General features: G+C 73.4%; 19 protein-coding genes. 7 read left to right on the top strand and 12 right to left on the bottom strand.

Going from position 1 to position 22,342, the window contains the following annotated elements; genetic code table 11:
- Positions 1-735 carry a class F sortase gene (locus FB554_RS16765; RefSeq protein WP_142007807.1) on the top strand — a complete coding sequence of 245 codons (735 nt, stop codon included), beginning with the start codon at positions 1-3 and terminating at the stop codon, positions 733-735.
- Positions 736-774: 39 nt separating this feature from the next.
- Here the strand turns inward: FB554_RS16765 and FB554_RS16760 are convergent, their stop codons facing one another.
- Positions 775-1,572, bottom strand: coding sequence for a DUF2207 family protein (locus FB554_RS16760; RefSeq protein WP_170206956.1), 798 nt, complete (start codon positions 1,570-1,572; stop codon positions 775-777).
- Positions 1,569-2,762, bottom strand: coding sequence for a DUF2207 domain-containing protein (locus FB554_RS16755; protein ID WP_142007805.1), 1,194 nt, complete (start codon positions 2,760-2,762; stop codon positions 1,569-1,571). Before FB554_RS16755 ends, FB554_RS16760 begins: the two co-directional genes overlap by 4 nt.
- A gap of 137 nt (positions 2,763-2,899) precedes the next feature.
- Here FB554_RS16755 and FB554_RS16750 point away from each other — a divergent pair, with 137 nt between their 5' ends.
- Complete coding sequence (locus FB554_RS16750) at positions 2,900-4,570, top strand: long-chain fatty acid--CoA ligase (protein WP_142007804.1); 1,671 nt, start codon at positions 2,900-2,902, stop codon at positions 4,568-4,570.
- Positions 4,571-4,634: 64 nt separating this feature from the next.
- Here FB554_RS16750 and FB554_RS16745 read toward each other — a convergent pair whose 3' ends face one another.
- From FB554_RS16745 to FB554_RS16720, 6 genes are all read right to left on the bottom strand, one after another.
- Complete coding sequence (locus tag FB554_RS16745) at positions 4,635-6,269, bottom strand: AMP-binding protein (RefSeq protein ID WP_236022186.1); 1,635 nt, start codon at positions 6,267-6,269, stop codon at positions 4,635-4,637.
- Positions 6,270-6,487: 218 nt separating this feature from the next.
- Positions 6,488-7,555: an aspartate-semialdehyde dehydrogenase gene (locus FB554_RS16740; RefSeq protein WP_142007803.1), complete on the bottom strand. Its 1,068-nt coding sequence runs from the start codon at positions 7,553-7,555 to the stop codon at positions 6,488-6,490.
- Positions 7,556-7,558: 3 nt separating this feature from the next.
- Positions 7,559-8,608, bottom strand: a complete 1,050-nt coding sequence (locus tag FB554_RS16735) for an aspartate-semialdehyde dehydrogenase (protein WP_142007802.1) — start codon at positions 8,606-8,608, stop codon at positions 7,559-7,561.
- Positions 8,605-9,879, bottom strand: a complete 1,275-nt coding sequence (locus FB554_RS16730; protein ID WP_142007801.1) for an aspartate kinase — start codon at positions 9,877-9,879, stop codon at positions 8,605-8,607. Before FB554_RS16730 ends, FB554_RS16735 begins: the two co-directional genes overlap by 4 nt.
- A gap of 121 nt (positions 9,880-10,000) precedes the next feature.
- Complete coding sequence (locus tag FB554_RS16725) at positions 10,001-10,750, bottom strand: cache domain-containing protein (RefSeq protein ID WP_142007800.1); 750 nt, start codon at positions 10,748-10,750, stop codon at positions 10,001-10,003.
- Between the two features lie 4 nt (positions 10,751-10,754).
- A complete protein-coding gene (locus FB554_RS16720; RefSeq protein WP_142007799.1) occupies positions 10,755-11,534 on the bottom strand; it encodes a FadR/GntR family transcriptional regulator in 780 nt (259 codons plus the stop codon).
- 146 nt (positions 11,535-11,680) lie between these two features.
- On the opposite strand from FB554_RS16720, the gene FB554_RS16715 reads away from it, so the two are divergent.
- The 5 genes from FB554_RS16715 to FB554_RS16695 are packed head-to-tail and all read left to right on the top strand — an operon-like array spanning position 11,681 to position 17,516.
- Positions 11,681-13,030 carry a (Fe-S)-binding protein gene (locus tag FB554_RS16715; protein ID WP_211344701.1) on the top strand — a complete coding sequence of 450 codons (1,350 nt, stop codon included), beginning with the start codon at positions 11,681-11,683 and terminating at the stop codon, positions 13,028-13,030.
- Positions 13,027-14,577 carry an FAD-binding oxidoreductase gene (locus FB554_RS16710; protein WP_142007798.1) on the top strand — a complete coding sequence of 517 codons (1,551 nt, stop codon included), beginning with the start codon at positions 13,027-13,029 and terminating at the stop codon, positions 14,575-14,577. The genes FB554_RS16715 and FB554_RS16710 overlap by 4 nt, the downstream gene beginning before the upstream one ends.
- A 24-nt stretch (positions 14,578-14,601) precedes the next feature.
- Entirely contained in the window at positions 14,602-14,934 is a 333-nt protein-coding gene (locus tag FB554_RS16705) for a hypothetical protein (RefSeq protein ID WP_142007797.1), read from the top strand.
- Complete coding sequence (locus tag FB554_RS16700; protein WP_236022185.1) at positions 14,931-16,466, top strand: APC family permease; 1,536 nt, start codon at positions 14,931-14,933, stop codon at positions 16,464-16,466. The genes FB554_RS16705 and FB554_RS16700 overlap by 4 nt, the downstream gene beginning before the upstream one ends.
- A gap of 3 nt (positions 16,467-16,469) precedes the next feature.
- Positions 16,470-17,516: an LLM class flavin-dependent oxidoreductase gene (locus tag FB554_RS16695; protein WP_142007796.1), complete on the top strand. Its 1,047-nt coding sequence runs from the start codon at positions 16,470-16,472 to the stop codon at positions 17,514-17,516.
- A 25-nt stretch (positions 17,517-17,541) separates the two neighbouring features.
- On the opposite strand, the gene FB554_RS16690 is transcribed toward FB554_RS16695, so the two are convergent.
- Genes FB554_RS16690 through FB554_RS16675 form a run of 4 tightly spaced genes read right to left on the bottom strand, consistent with a single transcriptional unit; the run spans position 17,542 to position 22,336 of the window.
- Positions 17,542-18,108, bottom strand: coding sequence for a DUF5063 domain-containing protein (locus FB554_RS16690; protein WP_142007795.1), 567 nt, complete (start codon positions 18,106-18,108; stop codon positions 17,542-17,544).
- Positions 18,101-18,700, bottom strand: a complete 600-nt coding sequence (gene recR, locus FB554_RS16685; protein ID WP_142007794.1) for a recombination mediator RecR — start codon at positions 18,698-18,700, stop codon at positions 18,101-18,103. The genes FB554_RS16690 and recR overlap by 8 nt, the downstream gene beginning before the upstream one ends.
- Before the next feature lie 51 nt (positions 18,701-18,751).
- The gene (locus FB554_RS16680) at positions 18,752-19,420 is read right to left on the bottom strand and encodes a lysophospholipid acyltransferase family protein (protein ID WP_142007793.1); all 669 of its coding nucleotides are present in this window, start codon (positions 19,418-19,420) and stop codon (positions 18,752-18,754) included.
- Positions 19,421-19,441: 21 nt separating this feature from the next.
- A complete protein-coding gene (locus tag FB554_RS16675; RefSeq protein ID WP_142007792.1) occupies positions 19,442-22,336 on the bottom strand; it encodes a DNA polymerase III subunit gamma and tau in 2,895 nt (964 codons plus the stop codon).
- Between the last annotated feature and the right edge of the window lie 6 nt (positions 22,337-22,342).

Genomic DNA, 22,342 nt, shown 5'->3' with positions numbered 1-22,342 from the left:
GTGCCGCGCGGCCGGACTCCCCTCGCCCTGGCGCTGGGCTGGTCGCTGGCCGCCGTCCTCGCCGGCTGCGGCGGCGAACCCCCGCCCTCCCGCCGTACGCCCTCGCCGGCCCCGGCGAGCGCCGTCGCCACGCTGAGCCCGGCCGTCCCGAGCGGCGCCCTGAGCCTGCCGGAGGCCGCACCGGCCTCCCGAGCGGGATCACCGCGGCCGAGCGCGAGCGGCACCGGGGATCCCGCCCGCGCCGCGCGCACCGCCGCTAGCCAACGAATCACGTTCGACCCCAACGAGATCCGGCTCGCCGGTGACGCCGCCGGCACGCCCGTGCGCCCGGTCGCGACCGACGCGCAGGGTGCGCTGCGCGTGCCCGGCACCGGCCAGGTCGGCTGGTGGTCGGGCGGTGCGCGGGCGGGCGCGGCGTACGGGACGGTCGTGCTGGTCGGCCACGTCGACACGGTCGAGGGCGGGCGCGAGCTGTTCGCGCGCCTGCTGACCGCGCGCGTCGGTGACCGAGTCACGTTGTCCGGCAACGGATCTCAGCAGCAGTTCCGCATCAGCGACGTGCGCGACCTCCCCAAGACCAGGCTGCCGGGCAGCGCGGCGTTCGACCAGCGGGTGCCCGCGCGGCTGCTGCTGATCACCTGCAGCGGCCGGTTCGACCCGGTGACCCGCCACTACGAGCAGAACCGGCTGGTCACCGCGGTGCCGACCGGCCCGGCCACCCCCGCCACGCGCTGAGGAGCCGTCCGCACCACCCGCGCGCTGAGCCCCACCGCCTCAGCGGCTCAGCACGCTCTGCACGTCGGGCAGCCCGCTCGTGCCGAACGTCCAGGAGCCCCAGTCGTCCTCGAGCCCGAGGGCGACCAGCCACGGCAGGTGCCGCGCGGTGCCGCCGGGGTTGGTCCGGCGCTCGGTCTCGAGGAAGCGGCGGAAGGCGTTCAGCTGCGCGGCCGCCTGCTCGCCCCGCCCCGTCCGGCGGAACGGGCTGGCCCCGAACCGGCGGGCGCCGGCGACGACGCCCCACCCGGTGATCACCGCGAGCAGGAACGACCCGGAGAACAGCACCCCGGCGGCGAGCACCTGCCCGGGCAGCCACACCCACGGCGGGCACGGGCTCGCCGGCGCGAACCACCCCCGCACCCGCGCCCGGTCGACCACCTCGGCACCGAGCCGCTGCACGTACGTCGCGAGCTCGGTCTCGACGTCGGCCATCGGCACGCCGGCAGGACGCTGCTGCACGTCGAGCGCCAGCACGTGCTCGCCGACCGTCAGCCCCGGAGCCTGCGTGTCGCCCGCGAGCAGCACCGGCCCGTCGGCGCGGTCCTCGACCCGCAGCGCGCCGCGCACCAGCAGGTCCACGACGACGGCGGCGACGTCACGGTCCTGCACCCGGCCGGTCAGCAGCACCCCGACGTCGACCGGTCGCACGTCCTCCGGCGGCTGCGGCCGCACCTCGACGCCGGTGTCGACCGACGGCGCCGGGCGGGTGAGGAACCGCTGCAGCAGCACCAGCACCGCCGTGGTCAGCAGCGCGAGCGGCACCAGCAGCTCGGCGGTCAGGAAACCTCGGTTCACGGACCGGAGTCTCCCCCACCGCTGCCTCCGCCGTCGCTGCCGCTCCCAGCACCGTCGCCCCACCCGCCGGACGCCCCGGCGTCGGTCGAGATGCCGCTGAGCGAGTCGGCGAGCGTGCCGCCCGTGGCCCCGAACGCGTCGTCGACGTTCGGCACGTCGGCCACGGGCCGGTCGAGACCGGTGAGCGCCGCGACCGACACCGCCCCGGCCAGCAGGCTCACGTTCATCGGCGCGGGGTCCAGCGCCGCGGTGGTGGGCTCGGCCGGCTTGCCGCCGGCCGGCGGCCGGGCGTCGTCGAGCGCCGCGCAGATCTGCGCCACCACCCCGCCGTACGCCTGCCGCACCGCAGCGCTCTCGCCCTCCAGCCCGAACGTGACGAGCCACGGGATCGTCTGCGCCGCAACGGGATCCGAGTCGCCACCGCGAGCGTCTCCGGCAAGGAACTGCCGATAACCCACCGTCTGCACCGCGAGCGCCGTGCCCTCGGCCGAGCGGTGCGGGCCGGTGGAGCCAAGGCGCGGCAGCACCAGCGCCAGGACGACCGCGATGAGCAGCGCCCAGGTGTTCAGCCACGCCGCGGCCAGCGCGAGCACCGGCCCGGGGAGCAGCACCCACCACGGCGCACGGCTGCCACGGACGTACAGCTTGCGCCACCAGGCGCGCTGCACGACGCCCTTGGCGAGGCCCTGCAGCTCCGGTCCGAGCTCGGCGCGCAGCTGCGTGACGGGCACGCCGGCCTGCCGTCGGGCCACCGCCTGCACGAGGGCGCGCTCGGGCGCGGTGTGCGAGCGGGTGCCGTCGGCCTCCGGACCGGGTGCGCCGGGGCGCAGCACCGGGCGCCCGGAGCGACCCGACGGCTCGACCACGAGCAGACCCCGGACGACCAGGTCGACCACGGTCGCGGCCAGGTCGCGATAGCGCACCGACCCCGACAGCAGCAGACCGACGTCGCCCGGCCGGGTGCGCTCCGGCGGGTGCTCGCGCACCGGCGCCGTGCGCACGTCCTCGTCGGCCCCCGGGCCACGCTCGCGGTCCAGCTGCTCGCGCTGCGGGCCGGGCAGCAGCACCCCGGGCGCCACTCCCACGAACCGTTCGGAGCCGCGCTCCCGCCGACGCTGGACCAGCACCAGCACCACGCTCAGCGCGACCGCGACGACGACCAGCGCCGTCGCCAGCACATCCCGTGTCATGGGCCCTCCCCTCCCCTGCACGTGCTCCTCCCATGGTGCGCCCCATCAGCGCCGGGCAGTGCCCGAACCGCGGGAACCTGCGACGCACCCGTCCCGAATCCCGGTCGCGTACGGCCGAGTAATGAGACCCTGCTCACATGAAGAGCACCATGCAGTCGCCGCCCCTCCTCATCTCGGACCTGCTGCGCTACGGCACGACGGTTCACGCCAAGAGCACGGTCACGACCTGGACGCCCGACGGCGGCCGGACGACGACGTACGGCGAGATCGGCCAGCAGGCCGCGCAGCTCGCCCACGCCCTGCGCAAGCTGGGCATCGACGGCGACCAGCGCGTCGCCACCTTCATGTGGAACAACGCCGAGCACCTGGTCACCTACCTCGCGGTGCCCTCGATGGGTGCGGTGCTGCACGCGCTGAACATCCGCCTCTTCCCCGAGCAGCTGATCTACACCGCCCGGCACGGCGGCAGCGAGATCGCCATCGTCGACAACACCCTGGCCGAGCCGTTCGCCAAGCTCGTCGAGCACCTGCCGGGCATCCGGCACGTCATCGTCAACGGCGAGGTGTCCGACGAGGTGCGCGAGGCGCTGGGTGCGCCCGAGCACGTCGAGCAGGTGCACGACTTCGCCGACCTCATCGCCGGCGAGCCGACCGAGTTCGAGTGGCCGCGCGACCTGGACGAGAACGACGCCTCGTCCATGTGCTACACCTCCGGCACGACCGGCAACCCCAAGGGTGTCGCCTACTCCCACCGCAGCAACTACACCCACGCCACCGGGTGCGCGCTCACCCTGCAGCTGACCCCGGCCGACCAGACGCTGGTCGTCGTGCCGCTGTTCCACGCCAACGCCTGGGGCTTCCCCTACGTCGCGATGGTGTCGGGCAACTCGCTGGTCATGCCCGACCGGTTCCTGCAGCCCGAGCCGCTCGCCCAGATGATCGAGCAGCTCGGCGTCACCAGCGGCTCGGGCGTGCCGACGATCTGGAACGGCCTGCTGCAGCACCTCGACGCCAACGGCGGCGACATGTCCACCTGCCGGATGCTGATGGTCGGCGGCTCGGCCGCGCCGCCGTCGCTGATGAAGGCGTTCCAGGAGCGCTACGACATCGAGATCATCCACGGCTGGGGCATGACCGAGACCTCCCCGGTCGCGAGCCTGGCCTTCGCGCCGCCGCAGGCCGAGGTCGGGTCCGAGGAGTACTGGCGATACCGCGCCTCGCAGGGCCGGATCATCGCCGGCGTCGAGGCCCGGCTCATCGGCCCCGACGGCGAGGAGCAGCCGCGCGACGGCGAGGCCGTCGGCGAGGTCGAGGTGCGCGGCCCGTGGATCACCGCGAGCTACTACTCCAACGGCTCCGAGCCGCAGGGCGAGCTGGACGACATGGCCGCCAAGTTCGACGACGGCTGGCTGCGCACCGGTGACGTCGGCGCGATGACCGACGACGGCTACATCATCCTGACCGACCGCTCCAAGGACGTCATCAAGTCCGGCGGCGAGTGGATCAGCTCGGTCGACCTGGAGAACCAGATCATGTCCCACCCCGCCATCGCCGAGGCCTCGGTCGTCGGGGTGCCCGACGACAAGTGGGGCGAGCGGCCGCTCGCGACCGTGGTCGTCAAGGAGGGCGAGCAGGTCACGATGGAGGAGCTGCGTGACTTCCTCGCCGACAAGATCGCCAAGTGGCAGATCCCCGAGCGGTGGGCGGTCATCGACGAGGTCCCCAAGACCAGCGTGGGCAAGTTCGACAAGAAGGTGCTGCGGCAGCGCTACGCCGACGGCGACCTGGAGGTCGAGACCGCCGGCTGAGCCGAGCGCCGTACGTCCTTCGCACCCGAGCCCGTGCGTCCTCGCCCCGCGAGGACGCACGGGCTCAGCCCTGCACCCTGCTGTCGCGGCCGGCCCACTCGGCGTCGCGCAGCCTGAACTTCTGGATCTTGCCGGTCGAGGTCTTCGGCAGCTCCTCGACGACCTCGACCTCGCGGGGCGCCTTGTAGTGCGCGATCTGGCCGCGCACGTGCTCGATGAGCTCGGCCTCGTCGACGCCCGCGCCGCCCTTGGTGGTGACGAACGCCTTGGGCCGCTCGCCCCACTTCTCGTCGGGCACGCCGACGACCGCGACCTCGAGCACCGACGGGTGGCTCATCAGGGCCTGCTCGACCTCGACGGTGGAGATGTTCTCGCCGCCGGAGATCACGACGTCCTTGGCTCGGTCGCGGATCTCGACGTAGCCGTCGGGGTGCATCACGGCCACGTCGCCGGAGTGGAACCAGCCGCCGGCGAACGCCGTGGCGGTGGCCTCCTCGTCGCGGTAGTAGCCGAGCATCACGTTGTCGCCGCGCATGACGATCTCGCCGAGCGTCTCGCCGTCGGCGGGCACGTCGTTCATCTCGGCGTCGACCACCCGGGCGCGCTCGGCGGTGATCATGCCGACGCCCTGGCGGGCCAGCAGCCGGGCCCGCTCGCCCGGCTCGAGCTCGGCCCAGCCGGGCTGCACCTCGCACACGGTGTACGGCCCGTAGGTCTCGGTCAGGCCGTAGACGTGCACGACCTCGAAGCCCATGTCGGCCATCTGCCCGAGCGTCGTCGGGCTCGGCGGCGCGCCCGCGGTGGTGATGACGACCGGCCGCTCCAGCCCGCCCGCACCGGGCGTGTTGAGCATCGTGGTGACGACGGTGGGCGCCGCGTTGAGGTGGGTGACGCCGCGCTCGCGGATCGCCTCCCAGATCGCGTCGCCGCGCACCTCGGGCAGGCACACGTGGGTGCCCCCGATCGCGGTGATCGCCCACGGGGTGCACCAGCCGTTGCAGTGGAACATCGGCAGCGTCCACAGATAGACCGACTGCGGCGAGTGCCGCGAGTGCAGCAGCTCGCTGAGCGCGTTGAGGTGGGCGCCGCGGTGGCTGTAGAGCACGCCCTTGGGCCGGCCGGTCGTGCCGGAGGTGTAGTTGAGCGAGATCGGGGCGAGCTCGTCCTCGACCCGCCACGACAGGTCGGGCGCGTCGTCGTCGGCCAGCTCGTCCAGGCTCGTCCACCCTGCCCGCGGCTCGCGCAGCATCACCCGGGTCAGGCCCTCCAGGCCCTCGGTCGCGCTCTCGACGAGGTCGGCCGTGCCCGGCCAGGCCACGACGACCCGCGCGCCGGAGTGCTCGAGGATGTGCCGCACCTCGGGCGGCGCGAGGCGGGTGTTGACCGCGACGAGCACGCCCTGGGCGAGCGGCACCGCGAAGTGCGCCATGAGCATCTCCGACACGTTCGGCAGCACGAACGCGACCCGGTCGCCGGGCTCGACCCCGGCCCGGCCCAGCGCCTTCGCCATCCGCTGCACGTCGGCGGCCAGCTCGGCGTACGTCCACCGCGCCTCCCCGTCGATCACCGCCAGCTTGTCGGCCCACACCCGGCCGGAGCGTTCGAGGTAGGACAGCGGCGTCAGGGGCGTCGTCGAGACCAGGCCCGTGGGCGTCTGCTCGGCGTCCGTGGGGGCGGGGGCGGTCGGTTCCGTGCTCACCCGACCAGCCTAGGAACGCGGCGCCGTCGATGGCGGACTTTCCGTGCCCGAAGGCCAGCGAGGCGCCCTGCCGAGGTGTCGCCGTGGGGCGCTTTACTCTGGGGCACCTCGTGCGCCAGTGCGCTGAGCCGCGCCGGCGGGTGGCGCACCACACGCCCCAGAGTAAAGCCGTCGACGAGCGACCATGACCAGCCGAGGCGCGCCCCCGTTCTCCGCGCTCACAGCGCGGCGAACGGGTCCTCACCGACGATGGCCTCGGCGATCTGCACCATGTTCAGCGCCGCGCCCTTGCGCAGGTTGTCGGTGCAGACGAACACCTCGAGCGAGCGCGGGAAGTCCGGCGAGCTGCGGATGCGGCCGACGAACGTCGGCTCCGAGCCCGCGACGTCGACCGGGTTCGGCCAGTCCTCGTTCTCCGGGTCGTCGAGCACGACGACGGAGTTCGACCCCTCGACGAGCGCCTGACGGGCCCGGTCGGCGGTGATCTTGGAGCCGAACGTCGCGTGAACCGACAGCGAGTGCGCGGTCATCACCGGCACCCACACCGTGGTCGCGGCGACCTTGAGGTCGGGCAGCCCGAGCACCTTGCGGGCCTCGCGGCGCATGCGCGCCTCCTGCATCGACCAGCCCTCGGCGTCGAGGTCGCTGGTCACCGGCACCACGTTGGCCGCGACGGGCGCGGGGAAGGGCGAGTGGTCGGGCAGGTCCAGCAACCGGCGTACGTCACCGGGCGACAGCCCGATCGAGCGCTGGCCCACCAGCGACTCGGCCTCGGCGACGAGCCGCTCGACGCCGGCGTCACCGCGGCCGGAGACGGCCTGCATGGCGGTGACGACGACCGACTCCAGACCCCACCCCTGGTGCAGCGGCCCGAGCGCGGTCAGCATCGCCGTGGACGACGCGCTGGGGCTCGCGACGATGCCCCGCGGGCGGTTGTTGACCTGGGCCGGGTTGATCTCGGGGATGACCAGCGGCACGTCCGGCTCGGCTCGGAACACCGGCGAGCAGTCGACCACCGGCACCCCCGCGTCGCCCGCCATCGCGGCGGCGACCCGGGCGGCCTCCTCGGGCAGCGCGACGATCGCGACGTCGGCGCCGGCGAACAGCTGCGGCGAGACCTGCTGCACCAGCAGCTGCTGGCCGTACGCCGAGACCGCTTCTCCCGCATGGCGGTTCGAGGCTGCGAGACGCAGCTCGTCCCAGACCACGCTGCGCGTGCCCAGGGTCTGCAGCACGGCCCGACCCACGGCTCCCGTGGCCCCGACGACGACGAGCGTGCGCCCCATGACTCAGCTCACCGCAGCCAGCGCCTCGGCGATCTGCACGGTGTTGAGCGCGGCACCCTTGCGCAGGTTGTCGCCGCTCACGAACAGCACCAGGCCCTTGCCGTCGGGGACGGACTGGTCGACCCGGATGCGCCCGACGTACGACGGGTCGGACCCGGCCGCGCGCAGCGGGGTGGGCACGTCGGCCAGCTCGACCCCGGGCGCCGAGGCGAGCACCTCGCGCGCCTGCTCGGGCGTGATCGGCTGCGCGAACTCGGCGTGGATCGCCAGCGAGTGGCCGGTGAAGACCGGCACCCGCACGCAGGTGCCGGCGACCGGCAGGTCGGGCAGCCCGAGGATCTTGCGCGACTCGTTGCGCAGCTTCTGCTCCTCGTCGGTCTCGCCCGAGCCGTCGTCGACGACCGACCCGGCCATCGGCAGCACGTTGAAGGCGATCGGCGCGACGTACTTCGCCGGCTCGCCCAGGTCGACCGCGCTGCCGTCGTGGGCCAGCGCCTCCATCGAGTCGGCGCCCTTGCGCACCTGGCCGGCGAGCTCGTCGACGCCGGCGAGGCCGGAGCCGGAGACGGCCTGGTAGGTCGCGACGGTGAGCCGCTCGAGGCCCGCGGCGTCGGCCAGCGGCTTGAGCACCGGCATCGCGGCCATGGTGGTGCAGTTGGGGTTGGCGACGATGCCCTTGGGCCGGTCGGCCAGGGCGCCGGGGTTGACCTCCGACACCACGAGCGGCACCTCGGGGTCGCGACGCCAGGCCGAGGAGTTGTCGATCACGGTCACGCCGGCCTCGGCGAAGACCGGCGCCAGCCGCTTCGAGGTGGCCCCGCCCGCCGAGAAGATCGCGATGTCCAGGCCGCTCGGGTCGGCCGTGTCGGCGTCCTCGACCGTGATCTCGCGGTCGCGCCAGGTGACGGTCTTGCCGGCCGAGCGGGCCGAGGCGAACAGGCGCAGGTCGCCGACCGGGAAGTCGCGCTCGTCGAGCAGGCGCAGCACGACGGCGCCGACCTGGCCGGTGGCGCCCACGACGCCGACGTTGACGGTGCTGGTGGTGGTGCTCATCGTCCGGTCCCTCCGTAGACCACGGCCTCGCCCTCGGCGGAGTCGAGCCCGAACGCGGAGTGCACCGCGCGCACGGCCTCGTCGAGCTGGTCGTCGCGGGTGACGACCGAGACCCGGATCTCCGAGGTCGAGATCATCTCGATGTTGATGCCGGCGTCGGCGAGCGCCTGGAACAGGGTGGCGCTGACGCCGGGGTGGCTGCGCATGCCCGAGCCGACCAGCGACAGCTTGCCGATCTGGTCGTCGAACTGCAGCGAGTCGAACCCGATCTCGGGCTTGGCGGCCTGCAGCGTCTGCACGGCGCGCTGCGCGTCGTCCTTGGGGCAGGTGAAGGAGATGTCGGTCTTGCCGGTCTGCGCCGCCGAGACGTTCTGGACGATCATGTCGATGTTGATCTGGGCCGCGGCGACGGCGTTGAAGACCTGGGCCGCCTTGCCGGGCGAGTCGGCGACGCCGACCACCGTGATCTTGGCCTCGCTGCGGTCGTGGGCGACCCCGGCGATGATCGGCGCTTCCATCTGGTCTCCTTCGGAATCGGAGGGCGGCACCACCCAGGTGCCCTGGTGCTGGCTGAACGAGGACCGCACGTGGATCGGCAGGTCGAAGCGGCGGGCGTACTCGACGCAGCGCAGCATCAGCACCTTCGCGCCGGAGGCGGCCATCTCCTGCATCTCCTCGTTGGAGATGCGGTCGACCTTGCGCGCGGTCGGCACGATGCGCGGGTCGGCGGTGAAGATGCCGTCGACGTCGGTGTAGATCTCGCACACGTCGGCACCGAGCGCGGCCGCGAGCGCGACCGCCGTGGTGTCGGAGCCGCCGCGGCCGAGCGTGGTGATCTCCTTGGTGCCCTGGCTGACGCCCTGGAACCCCGCCACGATCACGATGTGGCCGGCGTCGAGCGCGCCCTGGATGCGGCCCGGCGTGACGTCGATGATCCGCGCCTTGCCGTGCGTGTCGTCGGTGATCACCCCGGCCTGCGAGCCGGTGAAGCTGCGCGCGGAGTCGCCCAGGTTGGCGATGGCCATGCTCACCAGCGCCATCGACATCCGCTCGCCGGCGGTGAGCAGCATGTCCATCTCGCGCTCGGGCGGCGCGGGGCTGACCTCGCTGGCGAGATCGAGCAGCTCGTCGGTCGTGTCGCCCATCGCCGAGACCACGACGCACACCGAGTTGCCGGCCTTGCGGGTGTCGACGATCCGGCGGGCGACACGCTTGATGCTGTCGGCGTCGGACAGGGACGACCCGCCGTACTTCTGGACGATCAGACTCACGGTTCACTCTCGCTGCTGCGGCTGGCGGAGCCTCCAGTCTACGAAGCGTCCACCGGCCAAGACGCCTCGCCCACATGCCGAACCCGCCGTACGCCCGCGCTGGTCGAGTAGCCGCGAGGCGCTAGCCGAGCGGCGTATCGAGACCGCCCGGCGTCAGCACCGTCCACGGCAGGTCGAGCAGGCGCTGGCGCGCCCACCGCGCCGGCGCGCGCTGCACGAGCGAACCGACCAGCCAGCGACCGCTGGTCGAGAGCACGACGCGCCCGTCGTCGTCGAGCACCAGCACCTGGTCCGAGGGGTCGCCGAGCCGCGGGAGCAGCATCCCCTCCAGCCGCGCGCTCGGCACGTCGGCGCCCACCACACCGACGAACTCGCCGTCGACGTGCACCGGCTCGGTGAGGGTGAGCACGTAGAGGTCGGTGCCGTGCACGTCGACGTAGGGGCCCACCACGTGCCGCCGCCCGGTGCGCAGCGGCACGTCGAACCACTCGGCGGCGAGGTAGTCGTAGAACCCCAGGCTCGAGGGGTTGAGGTCGACCTCGAGCCGGGCCGGGCGCGCGGCCCCGGCCGGCACCTGCCACCACTCCAGCTGCAGCGGCGCGTCGGCCAGCACGTCGGGGGCCAGGATCGCGCCCATCCCGACCGGCACGGCGCCGGGAGCCGCCAGCAGCTCGACCACCGGTTCGCGCAGCGCGGCCACGTCGCTCGCCCGCCACGGCTCGCCGCGCTCCCGGGCCGCGGCGTGGGTGTCGCGCAGGCGGCGGCCCAGCTCGCCGATGGTGCCGAAGACGTCGGCGACGGCCGCGCGGATGACGGCGGCCGCGTCGACGCGTCCGCGACGGCGTACGTCGGTGCCGGGTGCGCGCGTCACGGGCTCACCCGACCTGCTCGCCGGCGTCGCCCGACCGCCCGGCCCGGGTGAGCGCGACGTGGGCGTCGACGAGCCGCCGCGTCAGCACGCCGATCTGACGCTCCACCAGGGCGCGTGCCCGCTCCCCGTCCCGCTCGCGCATGGCCGCGACCGTCGCCCGGTGCGCCCGCAGGTCGGTGCGCAGCTGGCCCGGGGAGCGGCTGACGCCCCAGGCGACCTGGCCGAGCTCGGTCTGCAGCTCGATCTCCTGCATGGCGAGGCGCACCGACTGGGCGGCCGAGGCCAGCGCGATGTGGAAGCGCCCCTCGGCGCGCAGCTGGGCGGTGGCGGTCTCGGCCTGCCCGACCCGGTCGATGAGCTCCTCGAGCCGGTCGAGCTGGGCGTCGCTCGCGCGCGCCGCCCCCAGCCGGGCCGCGGTGCCCGACACCGCGGCCCGCACGTCGCCGAGCTCGCGCAGGTCGGCCGTGCCGAGCTCCTCGAGGCGGCCCCGGGCCAGCTCGGCCAGGGCGGTCTCGTCGGCCCGCACGAAGTTGCCGCCGCCCCGCCCGCGCCGGGTGTCGACGAGCCCGCGCGAGCGCAGCTCGGCCAGGGCCTCGCGCAGGGTGACCGTCGCGACACCCAGCGACTCGGCCAGCCGCGCCTCCGACGGCAGCCGCTCGCCGTCCTCGACGATGCCGAGCGCGATCGCGCTGCCGAGGCGTCGCACGACCGCGGCGCTGCGTCCGGCCCCGTCGTCGAGCGGGCCGAACACCGCCTTGCGGGCATCGCCGATCGGGACGCGCACCCGGTCTCCTTCCGTCGCCTGGCGAGGCTAGCCCCGCCCACCGGCCACCGCGCCGGCCGATCTGGACGAACCGCTTGCCCCTAGACCTATGGTCCCATATGTTTTCAAGGGTTCGTGATCTGCATCACACGCACAAGGGAGTGCCGATGACCCAGATCCAGCCCCGCCCCGGCGGCGACGCGCTCGATGCGCCGTTCACGCCCGGCATGCGCGACCAGGACCCGGCGCTGGCCGAGATGCCCGACACCGTGGCCGGTCCCGAACCGGTCGACCTGCCCGACCCGCGCACCCGCGAGTTCGTCGAGGAGTGGCACAACGCGTCGTACAACTGCTTCTCCTCGGGCCACAAGTTCTGCCGCGAGGTCTGCCCGGTCATGCAGGTGACGCGCAACGAGTCGTGGACCCCGACCGCCTTCCACGCCAACGTCGTGGCGATGGAGAAGGGCGAGCTCGAGGTCGCCGACGTCGCGTCCGACTACGTCAACTGCACGCAGTGCGGCGCGTGCGAGCTGCGTTGTCCCAACACGCTTTTCACCGGCGACTTCTATCGCTTCCGCACCCGCACGGTCGACGTGGTCAAGGCCGTGCGCGCGCTCGCCGTCGACGAGGGGGTGCACCAGCCCGAGTGGCGCAGCTGGAACGCCCGCACCGACGAGCGCACCCACGAGCCGGTGCTCGGGGCCGAGGGGGTCAGCCAGGACAAGGTGCGCGACTGGGCCGACGGCCTCGACATCCCGATCGGCGGCGACACGATCCTGTTCGTCGACTGCGAGGCGGCGTTCTACCGCACGTCGGTCCCGCGGGCGGTCGCGCAGATCCTGCAGCAGGCCGGGGTCGAGTTCGGGCTGATGGGCGAGCAGTGGTGCTGCGGCGGCCCGGCCGCCGAGATGGGTTACGTCGACCAGGCCAAGCGGTTCGCCCAGCACAACCTCGACAACTGGCGCTCCACCGGCACCACGCGCGTGCTCGTGCTCGACCCGCACGACTACATCAGCTTCACCGAGGACTACCCGAAGTACTTCGGCGACGACTACGACATCGAGGTGGTGCTCGTCGTCGAGCTGTTCGCCGAGCTGATCCGCGAGGGCCGGCTCACGCCGAGCGTCCCTGTGGAGCGCACGATCACGTACCACGACCCGTGCCGGCTCAACAAGCGCAAGGGCATCTGGGCCGAGCCCCGCGAGATCCTGCGCTCGATCCCGGGGCTGTCGTTCGAGGACGTCGACCGGGTGACCCAGTGGTCGTACTGCTCCGGCGGGGGCGGCGGGCTGCCGATCGAGAAGCCCGAGCTCACCGCGGCGATCAGCGCCTCGCGCATCGAGAAGGCCAAGGCGCTCGACGCGCCGGTCGACACGCTGGTCAGCGCCTGCCCGTGGTCGGAGCGGCCGCTCACCGCCGCGGGCGAGGCCGAGGCGATCGACGTGGTCGACATCCACGAGCTGCTCGCCGAGTCGCTCGGCATCACCGTCGGCGGCAGCCGGGGGGCCGACCGATGACCCTCACGCCCGAGCGGCTCAGCACCGACCAGGTCGACACCGTCGCCGACCGGCTGCGCACGGTGCTGCGCGAGGACCAGGTGCTCACCTCCAAGACCGACCGGCTCAACCGCGCTCGGGTGCCCGCCCCGTTCCCCGTGCACCGCTGGCGCGAGCGGCTGCCCGACCTGGCGGTGCTGCCCGAGTCCACCGACGAGGTGGCGGCCGTGGTGCGCATCGCCAACGAGCTGCGCGTGCCCGTGGTCCCGCGCGACGGGGGCACCGGGCTCACCGACGGAGCCGTCCCGCTGCACGGCGGGATCGTGGTCGACGTCAAGCGCCTCAACCAGGTGCACGAGCTCGACCTGGACAACCGCACCGTCACCGTCGGCACCGGCATCAACATGCTCAAGCTCAACGAGCAGCTCGGCAGGCACGGCCTCATCTATCCCGACGACCCCGCGTCCTACCCCTGCTCGCTCGTCGGCGGGCGCATCGGCACCTCCGGCTGGTCGCTGGTCGGGTCGCGCTACGGCCACACCCGCGACCTGGTGCTCTCCTTCGACCACGTGCTGCCGACCGGTGACGTGATCCACGTCGGCGACGGCATCGGTCGCAAGATCTCCAAGTCCTCCAGCGGCTACCAGCTCAAGCACCTGTTCATGGGCCACCAGGGCACCCTCGGCATCGCCACCCGGGCCACGCTGAAGCTCTACCCCAAGCCCGAGGCGGAGCTGTCGCCGTTCTGGGCGTTCGACAACTACGACGACGCCTACCGCTGTGTCGGCGCGCTCGCCCGCGCCGGGGTCGCCACCTTCGCCGGCGCCGTGCTGTTCGACGAGTACAAGGTGGCCTACCTGCGGCGGGACGACGAGGCGTACATCCCGCAACCGTCCGACGTGCGCGCGCTCGTCTGCGCGGTGATGTACGGCTACGAGGACGAGGTGCGCCCGGCCGGTCGGCGGCTGTTCCGGATCGCGAAGGAGCACGGCGCGCGCTACCTCGGCGACGAGATCTCCGAGGGCGACTGGGCCGCCCGGCACGACCGCTACGCCACCCCGCTGCACGGGCGGACCAAGGCCGGCCAGGTCGTCCCGATGTCGTGGCACTGCGAGGACGCCGCGGTCAACTACACCCAGCTGCCCGCCGTGTCGCAGGCCTGGCACGCGATCATCGCCGACCTGCGGCGCAAGACCGACGTGTTCGACGACTGGGGGATGTTCGCCTACACCTCCGCCGACACCGGCGTCGACTACCTCACCGAGATCGACGTGGGCATCTGGGAGCAGCGCCTCGACGACGAGGCGTGGGCCCTGTGGGTGCAGGCCAAGCGCGACATCGCGCGCGCCGCGCTCGAGCACGGCGGCTCGATCAGCGCCTGCCACGGCTCCTGCCGCGAAGGGGAGGTCGACCTGGTGCCGAGCGAGCTCGGCCGTGGCTTCGAGGTGATGCTCGACCTGAAGCAGATGCTCGACCCGCACAACGTGATGAACCCGGGGAAGTACCACCTCGACCTCGCCTACGCCGGCGACGCCGAGGCCGCGCTGCAGCAGCTGCGCGACACCTGATCGCCTCATCGAGAGGAGAGCGCGATGACCGAGGAGACCCCCGCCGGCCCGGTCCCCACCCCGGGGCGCTACGTGCGCGCCGAGCAGGTGACCCCGCCGCCCGCCCGCGCGGTCAGCGACGTGGCCGTGACGACCTACGAGGACCTGTTCGAGGTCGACCCGCGGCTGATGGAGCGCTGGGTGCTGCAGCAGGAGTTCCCCAACTGGGACTCGCTGCGCATCATGAACGCCCGGCACGACCACCTGGCCTGGATGCACCGGCACTTCGCCGACCGGGTCGTCACCGGGTCCGAGCTGCTCGACGAGGTCGAGGCGAGCTCGACCGACCAGCCCGACGACGGCGTACGCCCGTCGTGACCGACCGCACCGCCGACCCCTCGGCGTCCGAGCAGGAGAGCGACGACGCCGCGCTCGCGCGGCTCGGTTACACCTCGGAGTTCCGGCGCGAGATGTCGCCGTGGGCCAACTTCGCCCTGGGCTTCACCTACCTGTCCCCCGTCGTCGGCATCTACACGCTGTTCGCGGTGTCGCTCGCCACCGGCGGGCCGCCGATGTTCTGGTCGCTGGTCATCGTCGGCGTCGGGCAGTTCCTCGTCGCGCTGATCTTCGGCGAGATCGTCTCGCAGTACCCCGTCGCCGGCGGCGTCTACCCGTGGGCGAGGCGGCTGTGGGGCAGGCGCTGGGCGTGGCTGACCGGGTGGGTCTACATGTTCGCGCTGCTCGCCACGATCGCCGGCGTCGCCTACGGCGCCGGGCCCTACCTCGGGCAGCTGCTCGACTTCACGCCCGGCACCGGCACCACCATCACCTGCGCGCTGATCCTGCTCGCGCTCGCCTTCGCCATCAACATGATGGGCACCCGGTGGCTGGGGTACGCCGCGATCATCGGCTTCTCCGCCGAGCTGCTCGGGGCGCTGGTGGTGGGCGGCTGGCTGCTGCTCAGCGAGCGGCACCACGGCCTCGGCGTGCTGTTCGACAGCTTCGGCGCCGGCTCGGAGGGTTCCTACCTGTCGGCGTTCCTCGCCGCCGGCCTCATCGGGATCTTCCAGTACTACGGGTTCGAGGCGTGCGGCGACGTGGCCGAGGAGGTGCCCGACCCCACCCGCCGCATCCCCAAGGCGATGCGAATGGCGATCTACGTCGGTGGCGCCGCGGCGATGTTCGTCTGCCTGTCGCTGATCCTCGCGGTCGAGGACTACGCCGCCGTCATCGGCGGGGACGACCCCGACCCGGTCACCACGATCCTCAACCAGGCGTTCGGCGTCACCGGCACCCGCGTCGTGCTCGCCGTCGTGCTGCTGTCGTTCCTGTCCTGCGTGCTCAGCCTGATGGCCGCCGCCAGCCGGCTGATGTACTCCTACGCCCGCGACGGCATGATCGTCGGCTCGTCGGTGCTTCGCCGGTTCCTCCCGCGCCAGCACGTGCCGCCCTACGCCATGGTCGTCGCGACGCTGGTGCCCGCGGTGATCGTGCTGACGTCGGCGCTGTCGACCGACGCGCTGACCAAGATCATCTCGTTCGCGACCCTGGGCATCTACCTCGGTTTCCAGATGGTCGTGCTGGCCGCGCTGCGCGCCCGGCTGCGCGGCTGGCAGCCGTCCGGACCGTTCCGGCTCGGCGCCTGGGGGCTGCCGATCAACGCGCTGGCACTGGCGTACGGCGTGCTCGCGATGCTCAACATCGCCTGGCCGCGCACGCCCGACGTCGCCTGGTACGACAACTACGTGGTGGCGCTCGGCGCCGCCGTCGTCGTCGGGCTCGGCCTGCTCTACCTGTTCCTCGGCCGGCCCGACCTGCGCAGCGACGCCCCCGCGGGCGACGCCATCCCCACCGCGAGCGCCCGCGTCGCCGCGGGCACGGCACCACCCACCCCACCCACGAAGGACTGACCGATGAAGTTCAGCTACGTGATGCTGCCCGACTACCCGCTCACCGACTCCCTCGCCTCGATCAAGCTCGCCGACGAGCTCGGCTTCCACGCCGTCTACGCCGCCGACGAGACCTGGCACAAGGACCTGTGGCTGCTGTTCGCGGCGGCCGCGGCGCAGACCGAGAACATCCGCATGGGGCCGTCGGTGTCGTCGGTGGTGCTGCGCGAGCCGAGCCTCATCGCGCAGGCCACCGCCACGCTCGACGAGCTCACCGGCGGGCGCGCCGAGGTCGTGCTGTCCTCGGGCAACTTCGGCCTGCTCGCGCAGTACGGCATGGACTGGTCCAAGCAGAAGCCGCTGACCCGGGTGAAGGAGGCCGTGCACGTGATCCGGACGCTCCTCGACGAGGGCGCGATCACGTACGACGGGGAGTTCTACGACTACGAGGGGCTGTTCACCTTCGCCCGGCCGGTGGCCGAGCGGGTGCCGGTGAAGATGGGCGCGATGCGCGGGCCGAAGTCGTTCGAGGCCGCCGCCGAGTTCTCCGACGGCTGCCACCACGCGCTGTCCTACACCAAGGAGGCCTACGACTACATGGTCGAGCACATGACCATCGGGGCCGAGCGGGCCGGCAAGAACGTGCAGGACCTCGACATCGGCGCGTGGGTGGTGTTCGCGACCGGCGACGACTCCGCGATCGCCAAGGACGCCGCGCGCTCGATGGTCGGGCTCTACGCCTCCTCGATGCCCGACGAGCAGCTGCAGCGCAACGGCATCGACCCGGCCGCGATGAAGCCGATCGTCGAGCGCCTCGGCGCCGGCGACCTGGCCGGCTCGATCGACGCGACAACCCCCGAGATCGGCGAGACCCTGTCGGTCGCCGGCAGCCCGAAGGAGTGCGTCGAGAAGCTGAAGGTCATCGAGTCGGCGGGCGTGAACCACGCGATCCTGGCCGTCACCGACGCCACCCTGGTGAAGACCTTCATGGGCCGCGACATCGACGGCGTCGCCGACGTCGACACGCAGCTGCGGATGGTGGCCGAGCAGATCATGCCGGAGTTCGCCTGACGCGACGCTCGGCCGTCCCGGCGGGTCAGGGGTGCAGGGCGTCGAACTCCGCCTCGGCGACGGTGTCCTCGTCGGCGTCGAGGCGCAGGTGGCCGAGGATCGTCTGCAGCACGCGCAGCGCGGCCGAGGACCGGGTGCCCCAGTCGGACAGGTAGCCGAACTGCCACCACCACATCGCCTCGACCGGGCGGCCGCGGTCGTGGTGGGCGAGGCCGTGCTCGAGGCTCGCGACGATCGTGGCGAGGTCGTCGGACAGCGCCGCGCGCGACAGCTCCAGCGAGGTGAGCGGGTCGACGACGTCGGAGTAGTCGTCGATGCCCTCGAGCAGGTTGGCCAGCGACACCCGCAGCGCGTCCTGGTCGGACTCCGGGCCGGGGTCGGGCTCGAAGCGCTCGTCGGGCACGACGTCCTGGATCGCGCCGAGCCGCGCGCCGGTCACCTGCAGCTGGGCGACCAGCAGCAGGAGCAGCGGGATCGCCGTGTCGGGGGCTGCACCCGCGGCGAGCTCACGCACCGCGGCGGTGAAGCTGCGCACGTCGGCCGCGGTCTCGGCGGCCAGCGCCCCGAGGTCGTCGGGCTGCTGCTCAGGCATGCATCATCCGCCTTCCTTCGAACGCCCGCCCGAGGGTCACCTCGTCGGCGTACTCCAGGTCACCGCCCACCGGCAGGCCCGAGGCGAGCCGGCTCACGGTGAGCCCCATCGGCCCGACCAGGCGGTTGAGGTACGACGCCGTCGCCTCTCCCGTCAGGTTCGGGTTGGTCGCGATGATCAGCTCGGTGATGCGCCCGTCGGACAGCCGCGACACCAGCTCGGTGATGCGCAGGTCGTCGGGGCCCACGCCGTCGATCGGGCTGATCGCGCCGCCGAGCACGTGGTAGCGGCCCTTGAACTCGTGGGTGCGCTCGATCGCGTTGACGTCCTTGGGGTCCTCGACCACGCACAGCTGGGTGTCGCCCCGCTGCGGGTCGAGGCAGATGCGGCAGCGCTCGCCCTCGGCCACGTTGAAGCACAGCTCGCAGAAGCGCACCTTCTCGCGCACGACGGTGAGCACCTCGGTGAGCCGCTGCACGTCGTCGCGGTCGGCCTGCAGCAGGTGGAAGGCGATGCGCTGGGCACCGCGCGGCCCGATGCCGGGCAGCCGGGTCAGCTCGTCGATGAGGTCCTGGACCACGCCTTCGTACACGGCCCCGAGCCTACGTCCTCGGGCCGACGCTCGCCGTCGCGGCGCGGGCGGTCACTGCGCGGGAGGGTGCTCGTTGTAGCCGTCGGCGAGCGGCTGCCCGGTCAGCTCGTGGATGGCCGCCATGACCTGGTCGGTGACCTCGCGCCGGGCCCGCCCGGCGGGGACGCCGGCGTACGCCTCGGTGAAGTGCATCGGTTCGCCGAACCGGACCGTGGCGTGGGCGCGCTGGAAGCGGTTGGAGCCGACCGGCTGGATGTCCTGGGTGCCCTGCAGCCCGACGGGGACCACCGGCACGCCGGCCTCGAGCGCGAGGTAGGCGACGCCCGTGCGGCCGCGGTAGAGCCGACCGTCGCGCGAGCGGGTGCCCTCGGGGTAGATGCCGAACGCCTTGCCCTCGCTGAGCACCTCCAGGGCGATCTCGAGCGAGCGCTGCGCGGCGCGGGTGTCGTCGCGCTCGACGGGGATCATGCCCATCGAGGTCATCCAGGCACGCATCGCGGCGCCCTTGAGCCCGGTGCCGGTGAAGTAGTCGGCCTTGGCCAGGAAGAACACCTGCCGCGGCGCGCACGCGGGGATGACGATGCTGTCGACGAACGACAGGTGGTTGCTCGCGAGGATCACACCGCCGGTGCGCGGCACGTTGCGGGTGCCCTCGACGGTGGGCCGCCAGACCGCGCGCAAGGACGGGGCGAGCACCTTGCGGGAGGTCAGGTAGAGCACGGACTCACGATAGTGCGGCGCTCAGTCCTCTTCCTCGGCAATGACCGTTCCGCCGAGGACGCTCTGGATGACGGGTACGCCCACCGCACCCGCGTCCTCGACGCTCTCGTCGTCGTAGGTGGCGGCGCTGTCGTCGGCGCCGGGCCGGCGCGGGTCGGCCGCCGCGGCGGCCTGGGCCTTGGCGGCCGCCTCGGCCCGGCGGCGCGGCGAGGGCTGCGAGGCGGCGTCGGGCTGAGCACCTGGCGTGGGCTGTGCATCCGGCGCGGGTGCCGGGGCGCCGGACGCCGGGCCGGGGCCGTCGGGCCCCGCGTCGTCGTCGGGCTGCGGGGGCCGGGTGCGGGTCGTCTCGGGCGAGGCTCCCGGCGGCGAGGGCGCAGGCTGCACGTCCTCCCGACGCGCCGTCTCGGCCATCGACGGGCCGGTGGTCGGCGATGCCGGTGCAGGAGCCGACGGCTCGCCGGCGGAGCGGCCCTGCTCGGGGCCGCCCGGTGCACCGGGTGCCGGGGCGTCGCCTGCGCCGTCGCCCTCGTCGGTCGTCCACGCGGGCGGCGCGGCTGACGGAGAGCTCCAGCTGTCGCGGGAGTCGGCGTCCCAACCACCGGGGGCGGGCGCCTGGCGCGGCGGCTGCGGACCACCCGGGCCACCGCCGGCCCCACCGGGACCGCCGCCCCGGCCGCCAGCGCCGGGACCATCGTTCGGGCCGGCCGGACCACCGCCCGGGCCGGAGCGACCCTGCGCCCCGGAGGGCGCGGAGCCGCCGGCCGACGGTCCGCTGCCGCCCTGGTCGGGACCGCCTGGGGCGCCGCCGCCACCGTGCGGCCCGGCGCCCGGGCTGCCACCACCCTGGTCGCCACCGCCCCACGGCTGCTCGGGGCCGCCACCGAAGCCGCCGCTGGAGCCGGCCGGTCCGCCGTCACCCGGGGCCGGGCGCCCCTGCGGCGGCGGACCGTCGTGCACGGTCACCTCGATGCGGCAGTCGACCCCGATGCCCTCGATCAGCGCCTGCCGCACCACCTCCGGGTGCTGCCCGCGCCGGAAGGCGTCGGTGAGGCCCTGGGTGCTGGTGCCGAGCAGCAGCCGCTGGCCGTCGTAGTCGAGCACCTGGGCGTGCTGGCTCAGCAGCGTCCAGGTGACCCGCTTGATCTTGAAGATCCGGTCGAGCACGTCGGGCCAGGCGCGGCGGATCGCGTCGGTGTCGATCGAGCCCGGGGTCCGCTGCGGCGCGGCGGCCGGGGCCGGCTCTCCCGAGGCCGAGTCGTCCCGGCCACCCGAGTCGCCCTGACCGCCCGGGCCGCCCGACCCGGTCGGTGCGCTCGGCTCCGGCGACCGGGAGGCGTCGCGGGAGGTCCCGCTCGGCCCCTGCTCGTCGGAGGCGGGGCGCCCCTGCCCCTGAGCCGGCTCGCCCGGACGGTCTGAGGCCGCCTCGTGATCCGGCCGTGCGGGTCGCTCGGACGAGGCGGGCTCGACCGGCCCGTCGTCCGGCCAGCCACCCGGCTCGGGCGAGGGTGCCTGCGCACCCGACTCCCGACGTACGTCCTCGCCGGGCTCGGTCTGTGCCGGCGCCGGTGGTCTCGATACGGCGGCTCGTTCCTCGCCGCCTACTCGACCAGCGTGATCGCCAACGGCTCGTTCCTCGCCGCCTACTCGACCAGCGTGATCGCCAACGGCTCGTTCCTCGCCGCCTACTCGACCAGCGTGATCCCCGCCGGCTCGACCAACGTGATCGCCGCCAACCCGACCAGCATGCTCGCCACCACCCAGGTCCAGGCGGCGCTCGAGCCGGTCGAGGCGGGCGGCGTACCCCTGCTCGCCGGAGGCGGCGGGGAGCAGGATGCGGGCCGCGATGAGCTCCAGCTGCAGGCGGGGCGCGGTCGCGCCGGTCATCTCGGTGAGGCCGGCGTTGGCGATGTCGGCCGCGCGGGACAGCGTGCCGGGGCCGAACGCCGCGGCCTGCTGCCGCATGCGCTCCAGCTGGTCCTCGGGCACGTGCCGCAGCACCTGGGCCGCGCCGTCGGCCACCGCCGAGACGACGATCAGGTCGCGCAGCCGCTCCAGCAGGTCCTCGACGAACCGGCGCGGGTCGTGACCCGACTCGACGACCTTGTCGATCTGCCGGAACACCGCCGCGGCGTCGTGGGCGACGAAGGCGTCGATGATCGCGTCGAGCAGCTCACCGTCGGTGAAGCCGAGCAGCGCGGCCGCGCCGGCGTACGTCAGCCCCTCCTCGCCCGACCCGGCGATGAGCTGGTCGAGCACCGACAGCGAGTCACGCGCGGAGCCGCCGCCGGCGCGCGTGACGAACGACAGCACGCCCGGCTCGACCGGCACGCCCTCCGCGTCGCAGAGGGTCTGCAGGTAGTCGCCGAGCAGACCGGGCGGCAGCAGCCGGAACGGGTAGTGGTGGGTGCGCGAGCGGATCGTGCCGATGACCTTCTCGGGCTCGGTCGTCGCGAAGACGAACTTCACGTGCTCGGGCGGCTCCTCGACGATCTTGAGCAGGGCGTTGAAGCCCTGCGGCGTGACCATGTGGGCCTCGTCGATGATGTAGATCTTGTAGCGGCTCTGCGCCGGGCCGTAGGACGCCCGCTCGCGCAGGTCACGCGCGTCGTCGACACCGCCGTGGCTGGCCGCGTCGATCTCGATGACGTCGACCGACCCCGACCCGCCGCGCGCCAGCGCCACGCACGACTCGCACTCGCCGCACGGGGTCGGCGTCGGCCCCTTCGCGCAGTTGAGGCAGCGCGCCAGGATGCGCGCGCTGGTCGTCTTGCCGCACCCGCGCGGGCCGCTGAACAGGTAGGCGTGGCCGATGCGGCCCGACCGCAGCGCCTGCATCAGCGGCTCGGTGACGTGCTCCTGGCCGATGACGTCCTGGAACGTCTCGGGGCGGTAGCGGCGATAGAGGGCGGTGCTCACGCAAGG

Source organism: Barrientosiimonas humi, from assembly GCF_006716095.1.
In the GTDB taxonomy this organism is placed as follows: Bacteria; Actinomycetota; Actinomycetes; order Actinomycetales; family Dermatophilaceae; genus Barrientosiimonas; species Barrientosiimonas humi.
The sequence above is the reverse complement of the archived record's forward strand: the minus strand, read 5'-3'. Positions and strand labels throughout refer to the sequence as shown.

Coding starts and splice junctions, on each gene's coding strand:
- FB554_RS16755 (WP_142007805.1), bottom strand. CDS start 2,762: ATGACACGGGATGTGCTGGCGACGGCGCTGGTCGTCGTCGCGGTCGCG.
- FB554_RS16750 (WP_142007804.1), top strand. CDS start 2,900: ATGAAGAGCACCATGCAGTCGCCGCCCCTCCTCATCTCGGACCTGCTG.
- FB554_RS16740 (WP_142007803.1), bottom strand. CDS start 7,555: ATGGGGCGCACGCTCGTCGTCGTCGGGGCCACGGGAGCCGTGGGTCGG.
- FB554_RS16735 (WP_142007802.1), bottom strand. CDS start 8,608: ATGAGCACCACCACCAGCACCGTCAACGTCGGCGTCGTGGGCGCCACC.
- FB554_RS16715 (WP_211344701.1), top strand. CDS start 11,681: ATGACCCAGATCCAGCCCCGCCCCGGCGGCGACGCGCTCGATGCGCCG.
- FB554_RS16710 (WP_142007798.1), top strand. CDS start 13,027: ATGACCCTCACGCCCGAGCGGCTCAGCACCGACCAGGTCGACACCGTC.
- FB554_RS16705 (WP_142007797.1), top strand. CDS start 14,602: ATGACCGAGGAGACCCCCGCCGGCCCGGTCCCCACCCCGGGGCGCTAC.
- FB554_RS16695 (WP_142007796.1), top strand. CDS start 16,470: ATGAAGTTCAGCTACGTGATGCTGCCCGACTACCCGCTCACCGACTCC.
- FB554_RS16690 (WP_142007795.1), bottom strand. CDS start 18,108: ATGCCTGAGCAGCAGCCCGACGACCTCGGGGCGCTGGCCGCCGAGACC.